The sequence below is a fragment of the Bacteroidia bacterium genome, from assembly GCA_019695265.1.
In the GTDB taxonomy this organism is placed as follows: Bacteria; Bacteroidota; Bacteroidia; order JAIBAJ01; family JAIBAJ01; genus JAIBAJ01.
This window is the reverse complement of record JAIBAJ010000132.1, coordinates 1-8,300: the sequence shown is the minus strand read 5'-3', so window position 1 is coordinate 8,300 and position 8,300 is coordinate 1. Positions and strand designations below refer to the sequence as shown.

Annotated in this window: 5 protein-coding genes; 4 read left to right on the top strand and 1 reads right to left on the bottom strand. The window is 39.6% G+C overall.

The window, feature by feature from the left end; translation table 11 throughout:
- Positions 1-485: 485 nt before the first annotated feature.
- The gene (locus K1X82_13885; protein ID MBX7183196.1) at positions 486-956 is read right to left on the bottom strand and encodes a DUF1801 domain-containing protein; all 471 of its coding nucleotides are present in this window, start codon (positions 954-956) and stop codon (positions 486-488) included.
- A 206-nt stretch (positions 957-1,162) separates the two neighbouring features.
- Between K1X82_13885 and K1X82_13880 the strand changes: the two genes are divergently transcribed.
- Genes K1X82_13880 through K1X82_13865 form a run of 4 tightly spaced genes read left to right on the top strand, consistent with a single transcriptional unit; the run spans position 1,163 to position 7,720 of the window.
- A complete protein-coding gene (locus K1X82_13880) occupies positions 1,163-1,777 on the top strand; it encodes a TetR/AcrR family transcriptional regulator (GenBank protein ID MBX7183195.1) in 615 nt (204 codons plus the stop codon).
- A 3-nt stretch (positions 1,778-1,780) separates the two neighbouring features.
- Positions 1,781-3,124 carry a TolC family protein gene (locus K1X82_13875; protein ID MBX7183194.1) on the top strand — a complete coding sequence of 448 codons (1,344 nt, stop codon included), beginning with the start codon at positions 1,781-1,783 and terminating at the stop codon, positions 3,122-3,124.
- A gap of 38 nt (positions 3,125-3,162) precedes the next feature.
- Entirely contained in the window at positions 3,163-4,281 is a 1,119-nt protein-coding gene (locus K1X82_13870; protein MBX7183193.1) for an efflux RND transporter periplasmic adaptor subunit, read from the top strand.
- A 43-nt stretch (positions 4,282-4,324) separates the two neighbouring features.
- Positions 4,325-7,720 carry an efflux RND transporter permease subunit gene (locus K1X82_13865; protein MBX7183192.1) on the top strand — a complete coding sequence of 1,132 codons (3,396 nt, stop codon included), beginning with the start codon at positions 4,325-4,327 and terminating at the stop codon, positions 7,718-7,720.
- Positions 7,721-8,300 lie beyond the last annotated feature (580 nt).

Sequence of the window (8,300 nt, the reverse complement as noted above, 5' to 3'; positions counted from 1 at the left end):
TCTCGGAAAACTAACGGCAAAAATTAGAATCCCCATAGTATTTTAAAACTAGACACGCTTCTGTCAACACAGGCTTAAGCCGAAATTCCGCTGCGCTTCACTTCGGTTAAGCCCTTATATGTTATGCACAGTTTTCATTTTTTTAGCCATTTCAAAAAATCCCAATGTAGGAATCGCAATTAATAAACCTTATTATGCGAATCAGACAAGATATCAGATTAGCATCAATTATTTCAATTATCCTGTTGTATATCTCCATTCATCGATTTACTATGGTCGGTTTTAGAATTGCGCAAATCTAGCAGGCTTTTGCAAGGGAGAAAACTTTCAAGCCACCGCTTAATTGCTTCTTAGTTTGAAAAATACCGGTAATAAAGCCGATACAAGGAAATCATGGAAATTCAACAAAAATCCCGGAATGGGATAATCGTAATGGTATACTTAAGTCAAAGGGCAATAACGGTTTAATCATTTCTCAGCAGAACTTATTTTGCTGATTTAGAGGAAGAAAGCATGGATTCATACTTAGAAATCCATTGATCGGTTGACATTTTTTGTGCCAATTGTCCGATAAGTTCCAAAGGAATTTCCTCCATTTTCTTAAAGCGAATGCAAGATTTACCCATATCCAATTTGGCTTTACTATGTTTAGGAAATTCAGACATAAACCAATCCAACAAGGAAGCATCGGCATATAAACCCATGTGATAAAGTGCTACAAAGTTCTTTTGAGACGCGATGTTAATAAATGGAAGGGGCAATTTGGTATCGCAGTGGTAACCTTTAGGATAGATGGAATGAGGAACCACAAAGCCAATCATGCCATAGGAAAGTTCTTCGCTAAAACCGGAAGGCAGATTAGATTTCAATACAGTTCGAAGATTATTAAGGGCTGATTGTCGTTCCGGAGTTAGACTTTCGAGATAAGATTCGATGGAGTTATGGGTTGATTTCATTTCGAATGTTGGACTTGGTGCAAACCTATTATTTTTTTTTGAAGCTTGGTTTGTTTTAACATGACGACTATCAGTTTATCGAAATTTCAAAGAAATTGAATTTTTTACCTGCTGAAAATCAGCGTATTATAAAAAACCTGGGAAACTTTAACATTTTATAGAGTTTCCTAAGTGTATTGCGTTTTTACTTTTGCCCATTCAATATCATGGAAGAAAAGTTAGAACTTATATTAGAACGTGCCCGCAAACTCTTTATGCATAAGGGCATTCGGAACATTACCATGGATGATATTGCCCGGGAATTGGGGATGTCGAAAAAGACGCTTTACAATTTCGTGGAGGACAAGAGTGATTTATTAATGAAAATCATGCAAACCATGGTAAAGAACGATTCGGCCTATTTTAACCGGGTGCATGAGCAAATCGAAAACCCTATCGATGAGCTTTTTGAAAACAGCAAATACATTGTGGAGCAATTAAAAATGATTCATCCTTCGATTCACATTGAGTTAATGAGGTATTACCCGGAGGTTTGGAAAGTTTACAATGATCACAAGGTTGATTTTGCTTTAAAGACGGTGAAAGCCAACCTTGAAAAAGGTATTCGCACCGGTTATTATCGACAAAACATCAATCCGGACGTATTGGCAAGGATTTACATTGCCCGTATGGATTTATGTTTCGATTCGGAGATATTTCCGGCACCTCAATTTTCATTTGTAGAAGTTTACAATGAAATGTTGTATTACCACATACGTGGAATTGCCAGCTTAAAAGGCAATCAATATTTAGTATCCAAAATAGAATCCATAAACAAATAGTACATGAATAAGTACATTCCACTTTTTATACTGTTTGGTGCGCAAACACTTTTGGCAAGCAACCAGGACAGTATACCCAAGAAAACGAGCTTCAGTTTAAAAGAAGCACAGGCTTATGCCGCCGAAAATGCCTACGCGGTAAAAGAAGTCAAATACAATATTAGTCAGGCAGAGCAACAAGTTAGAGAGTATACAGCTATTGGATTGCCGCAAATAAATGGGGAAGCCACCTTTACCGACTTCCTTGTTATTCCAACTTCGGTTATTCCTGCTGGCGGTTTTTTTGGTTCTCCCGAACCTTTGAAAGTAAAATTTAACACCAAATACAATTCTCAAGTAAATGCTTCGGGCTCCCAATTAGTTTTCGATGGAAGCTTTTTTGTTGGATTACAAGCTGCCAAAGCCTTGGTTCAATTAACCAAAGATGGACAAAAGAAATCAGAATTGGATGTTAAGGACAATGTCACACAAGCTTATTACACCGTTTTAATTGTTCAGGAAACTCAAAAACTATTGGAGCAAAGCTTAATTAATCTTGAAAAAGCCCAATTAGAATCCCAAGCGTTTTTAAAAGGTGGTTTTGCCGAAGAAACTGATGTTGATCAATTTACCATTTTGGTATCCAATCTTAAAAACCAAATTGAGAAAACAAAAGCCAATATTGAGAATGCTAAAGGGTTGTTAAAATTTCAAATGGGCATGAGTGTTAAAGATCCAATAGAATTAACGGATAATATTGACATAATTGCTGACCTTGCCAATAGTCCGGGATTATTAAATCCAAGTCTTGATCCCAAAAATTCTATTGAATATTTGTTGCTTGGTAAATCTAGAGATCTACAATTACTAAATGTTAAAAGGATTAAAATGGGTTATTTACCTTCTGCTAGAGTTTTTGGTAGTGCAGGTTATAATCAACCTACAAGTACCTTTAATTGGTTTAAAGAAGATTCTTGGTTTCCATCTGTTAACTGGGGTTTTAATATATCTGTTCCCATTTTTGATGGTTTTATGAAAGATGCAGGAATTAAAAAAGCAAGGTTAGATGCTGTCAAAACTCAAAACACCATGGATCAATTGGAGCAAGGGATGAACTTGCAATTGCAAACTGCCAAAACTGATTTCATCGCAGCCAGTAACCAATTAAAAAATGAAGAAAAAAGCCTCGAACTTTCTAAAAAAGTTCGTGACAAAGCATTAATCAAATTTAAAGAAGGAGTAGGAAGTAGCATGGAAATAACTCAAGCAGAAAACCAGTTGGTTTCTGTTCAAGGTGCATATTTCCAAGCTTTAATGAACCAACTTATCGCCAAAGCCAAAATCGATCGCCTTTTAGGTAACTATTAATCAAACACAACATCTTAAAACTCCATAAATCAATTCAAATGAAACGACTCATTATACTTTCAAGTGTTCTTTTCCTTGCTGCATGTGGCAAAAACGAACCGACTGATAAATCAGCCCGTTTGGAAGAACTGAAGAAACAGCAAGCTGAAATCAATACCGAAATCCGAAAACTAGAAACAGAATTAGCCAAAGAAGGAAAAGGTAATGAAGAGAAATCACGCGATGTAGTTGCCTCTGAGGTTAGCTACTCCCATTTTACCCACTATATCGAAATTCAGGGCAAAGTGGAAGCGGACGAAAACATTACTGTTACTTCTAAAATGCCCGGAACTGTCGTAAAAATCAATGCAGAAGTTGGTAAGGATGTTAAAGCCGGACAAATTCTAGCCGAATTAGACAAAGAAGCCATCGTAAAAGGTATTGAAGAATTAAAACTCCAATTAAATTTCGTAACCGATGTATTTAACCGCCAGCAAGCCTTGTGGAATCAAAAAATCGGCTCTGAAATCCAATACCTTACTGCTAAAACCAACAAAGAAGCCTTGGAGAAAAAATTGGCTACACTCAACGAACAGTTGGACATGGCCTACATAAAATCTCCAATTACAGGGGTTATTGACGAAGTGTATGCAAAAGTGGGACAACCGGCTGCTCCAGGAGTTCCTTCCTTCCGTGTAGTAAACTTCAGCAACCTGAAAGCAAAAGCAGAAGTAGCTGAAATCAACGCCTCTAAAGTTAGAAAAGGAAATACCGTAAGTGTCATTTTCCCGGATAGCCAAGACAGCACCACCGGCGTTGTAAACTATGCCTCTAAAGTTATTAACCCAATGACTCGTACCTTCTTTGTAGAAGTTCCTCTAAAATCAGGTAATTCCGATTACCGTCCTAACTCTGTAGCAATTCTTAAAGTGGCAGACTACAAAAATGATAAAGCCATTGTGGTTCCCATTCGATTGGTTCAAAATGCTGAGGATGGAATGTATGTGTTGGTAGCTGAACAAAAAGATGGAAAATGGGTGGCAGCTAAAAGAGTGGTAACCCTTGGTAACAGCTACAACGGAGCTACTGAAGTAACCAGCGGATTAAAAACCGGTGACCGACTCATTACCATCGGTTACCAAAACGTAAACATTGGTGATGTGCTTTCTATAAAATAAGCCCTCTCCCCTTCTCTATTAATTGATTTTAAACCGATTTTAAATGAAAGATAACCCACTAAAGGAGTTCTTCCTCAGCAGTTGGAGTATAGATAATCGCACTTCGGTGTTTGTTATTTCCATCCTGGTGACTTTGTACGGAATTTTCTCCTACATCAAACTTCCAAAAGAGAATTTTCCTGAAATAGTTGTTCCTACCATATACGTTAGCACCATCTATCCGGGAGCCAGTCCATCCGATATCGAAAACCTGGTAAGTAAACCCATTGAGAAAGAAATAAAATCCATCTCCGGGGTAAAAAAACTGACCAGCACCAGCATTCAAGATTACTGCATGGTAATGGTGGAATTTAATACCGATATGTCGGTGGCCGAAGCAAAACAAAAAGTTAAGGACGCTGTGGATAAAGCTCGTCCCGAATTACCTACCGACCTTCCGAAAGAGCCCAGCGTAATGGAAGTGGACTTCTCCGAAATGCCCATTATGTATATCAATATTTCCGGCGATTTTGATTTGAAAAAACTGAAAGAGTATGCCGAATTGATACAAGATCGGGTAGAAAGTATGAAAGAGATCACCCGGGTAGATATTGTCGGAGCCTTGGACCGTGAAATCCAAATCAACGTCGACAAAAACAAAATGGAGGCAGCCAATATCACCTTGCGCGACCTGGAAATGGCCATCGCCTATGAAAACATGACCATTTCAGGTGGTAATATCAAAGACAATGGAGCCACTCGTTCCATTTCAGTGAAAGGTGATTTCAAAAGTGTGGAAGACATCGCAAACATTACCCTACGAAGCATGAGTGGTGCCACCATCTATTTGAAAGATATTGCTGAGGTAAAAGATGGTTTTAAAGAAAAAGAAAGTTACGCCCGCTTAGCCCATAAAAACGTTATCACCCTAAATGTGGTAAAACGTAGCGGCGAAAACCTGATCGAAGCATCCGATAAAATTCAGGAAATCCTAAAAGACCTAGAAACCAATCACTTTCCAAAGGACCTGAAAATTACCGTTACAGGTGATCAAAGCAACCGCACCCGTATCACCCTTCACGACCTTATCAACACCATTATTATTGGTTTCATTCTGGTAACTTTGGTATTGATGTTCTTCATGGGAACAACCAATGCCATATTCGTAGCCATGAGTGTACCCTTAAGTATGTGTTTAGCCTTTATGGTGTTACCGTCTATTGGTTTTACCATGAACATGATGGTTCTGTTTTCATTCCTTTTGGCTTTGGGAATTGTGGTTGACGATGCCATTGTGGTAATTGAAAACACCCACCGCTTATTCGAAAATGGTAAAAACGATATTGTGTGGGCAGCAAAACATGCCACGGGTGAAGTTTTCCTTCCCGTCCTTTCCGGAACCTTTACTACCCTGGCCCCCTTTATTCCTTTGGCCTTTTGGGGTGGAATTATGGGTAAATTCATGTTCTTCCTTCCGGTAACCCTCATCATTACCCTTGTGGCCTCTTTAATTGTAGCTTATACCATTAACCCGGTTTTTGCTGTTTTGTTTATGAAGCCTCATACCGAAGACCATGAGCATGATGCACAAGAAAAAGATCGTCGCAGAAAAAGCTTCCTGGTTACCACCATTTTCTTCGGATTGGTAGCTGGAGGATTGTATCTAAAAGGATCCTTTGGTGGAGGAAACTTTGCTGTAACTATGTATTTGTTGTTCCTTTTGAATAAATACGTATTAACCGGAATCATTACCAAATTCCAAAATGTACTTTGGCCAAAATTCCAAAACGCTTACGAAAACTTTGTGGGATGGGCATTAAGAGGCTGGCATCCGGTTTTCTTGATGGTTTTCACCATTTTCCTATTGATCTTTTCAGTGGTGATTACCGTGGTTCGTCAACCCAAAGTGGTTTTCTTTCCAAAGGCTGATCCCAACTTCATATATGTTTATGTCAATTTGCCTATTGGTACCGACGTAGCCTATACCGACAGCATTACCCAACTTGTTGAAGAAAGGGTTTACAAAGTAGTTGGCGATACCAACCCCATGGTTGAAAGCATCATCAGTAACGTAGCCATTGGAGCCACCGACCCTCAGGACAACGACCGTTCTACTGCACCACAAAAGGGTAAAGTTTCGGTTGCCTTTGTGGAATTTGCCAAACGAAATGGACAAAGCACAGCCGTTTACCTTGATAAAATCAGGGAAGCGGTAAAAGGTATTCCGGGTGCTGAAATTACCGTTGACCAGGAGCGCAATGGTCCACCGGTAGGTAAACCGGTTAGCATTGAAATTTCCGGTGATGATTTCGTTCAGTTAATCAAAACCTCCAAATCCTTGAAAAAATACCTGGATAGTTTAAAAATCTCCGGTGTGGAAGAATTGAAAACCGATTTGGAGGATAAAAAACCGGAAATGGTAGTTGTTATTGATCGGGAACGTGCCAACCGGGAGGGAATCAGTACTGCCCAAATTGGTGGTGAACTTCGAAATGCCATTTATGGTAAAGAGGTTTCAAAATTCAAAGACAACAACGATGAGTACCCCATTATGGTTCGTTACCAAAAAGACCAACGCGATAACATTGACCGTTTGATGCAATTAAAAATCACCTACCGCGATTTCAACATGGGAGGTATGATTCGTCAAATTCCGCTTTCGTCAGTGGCTTCTGTAAAATACGAAAACAGTTATGGTAGCATACGTCGTAAAAACCAAAAACGGGTAATTACTTTGGGCAGCAATGTTTTAGCCAATGCCAACCCCAACGAGGTTGTAGCTGCGGTGCAGGCAGCCATTGACAATTACCAACTGCCTCCCGACGTTACCGTTTCCATGACCGGTGAGCAGGAGCAGCAGCAAGAAACCGCCGGATTCCTATTCCAGGCCTTATTAATTTCCATTGCCATTATTGTTATTACCCTGGTTACCCAGTTCAACAGTTTGAGCAAAATGGTCTTAATTATTTCCGAAATTTTCTTATCCATTATTGGTGTATTGCTTGGTTTTGCCATCTTTGGTATGGACATTTCCATCCTCATGACCGGTGTTGGAATTGTGGCCTTGGCCGGTATTGTAGTTCGAAATGGAATATTGTTGGTTGAATTCACCGACCACCTGATGTCTCAGGGTTACGAGTTAAAACCTGCCATTATTGAGGCCGGAAAAACCCGTATGACGCCGGTATTATTAACTGCTACAGCCACCATTTTAGGATTAATTCCATTGGCAGTTGGATTAAACATAGACTTTGTGACTTTGTTTACCGAGTTCAATCCACATATTTTCTTAGGGGGCGACAGTGTTGCCTTTTGGGGACCTTTGTGTTGGACCATGATATTCGGTTTAGCATTTGCCACCTTCCTCACCTTGATATTAGTTCCGGTGATGTATTTATTGGCGGCACAGTTCAAGGCTTGGGTAATGCCCAAGGCCAGGAAATTACTAGCCATTGAATAAAGCACTTATTCAGAGGAAAAATTAGGGAGACGAAAGTTTCCCTTTTTTTTTATTTGGCGGGTCCCATTCGCAGCAGGGAGGGTGGGTTGATGCATAGTTGGTCAAGGCTCATGGTCGGGCTATTCGTTCCAAGTCCTCGCCGCCCGGGCTAGCGCCACGGGTGGCTGTGGGCTTTCCACTGCTATCCCTACCCGATGGCTGAAGTGCAAAGTTGGACTGTTGCAATCCTGTCCGGGCATTTTTTTCAATTGCAACTTAGCTAAGAATCAGGTAAGTGCAACTAAATTAAGAGCTATTGGCTTGAATTTAGGTAGATAGCTCATGTTTTTTAGTACATAGCCTTTTGACTATTTATTGCAAATAAATTAATATAGTTTTTTGTTTTTGTTTTAATAAAAAGTGCACATATTTGCATACCGTTGGTTGGGTAGAAGATATAAATTGGAAGGTAGCGAAACGTTATAGCCAATGGTAGGACGACCGTGCAAACGACAAACGACCGACCTGAAATTTAAACAAAAGCACAAAGACAGACCATTTTGACAGGTGACCAACATAGAGACCATATTTCAATCGGACA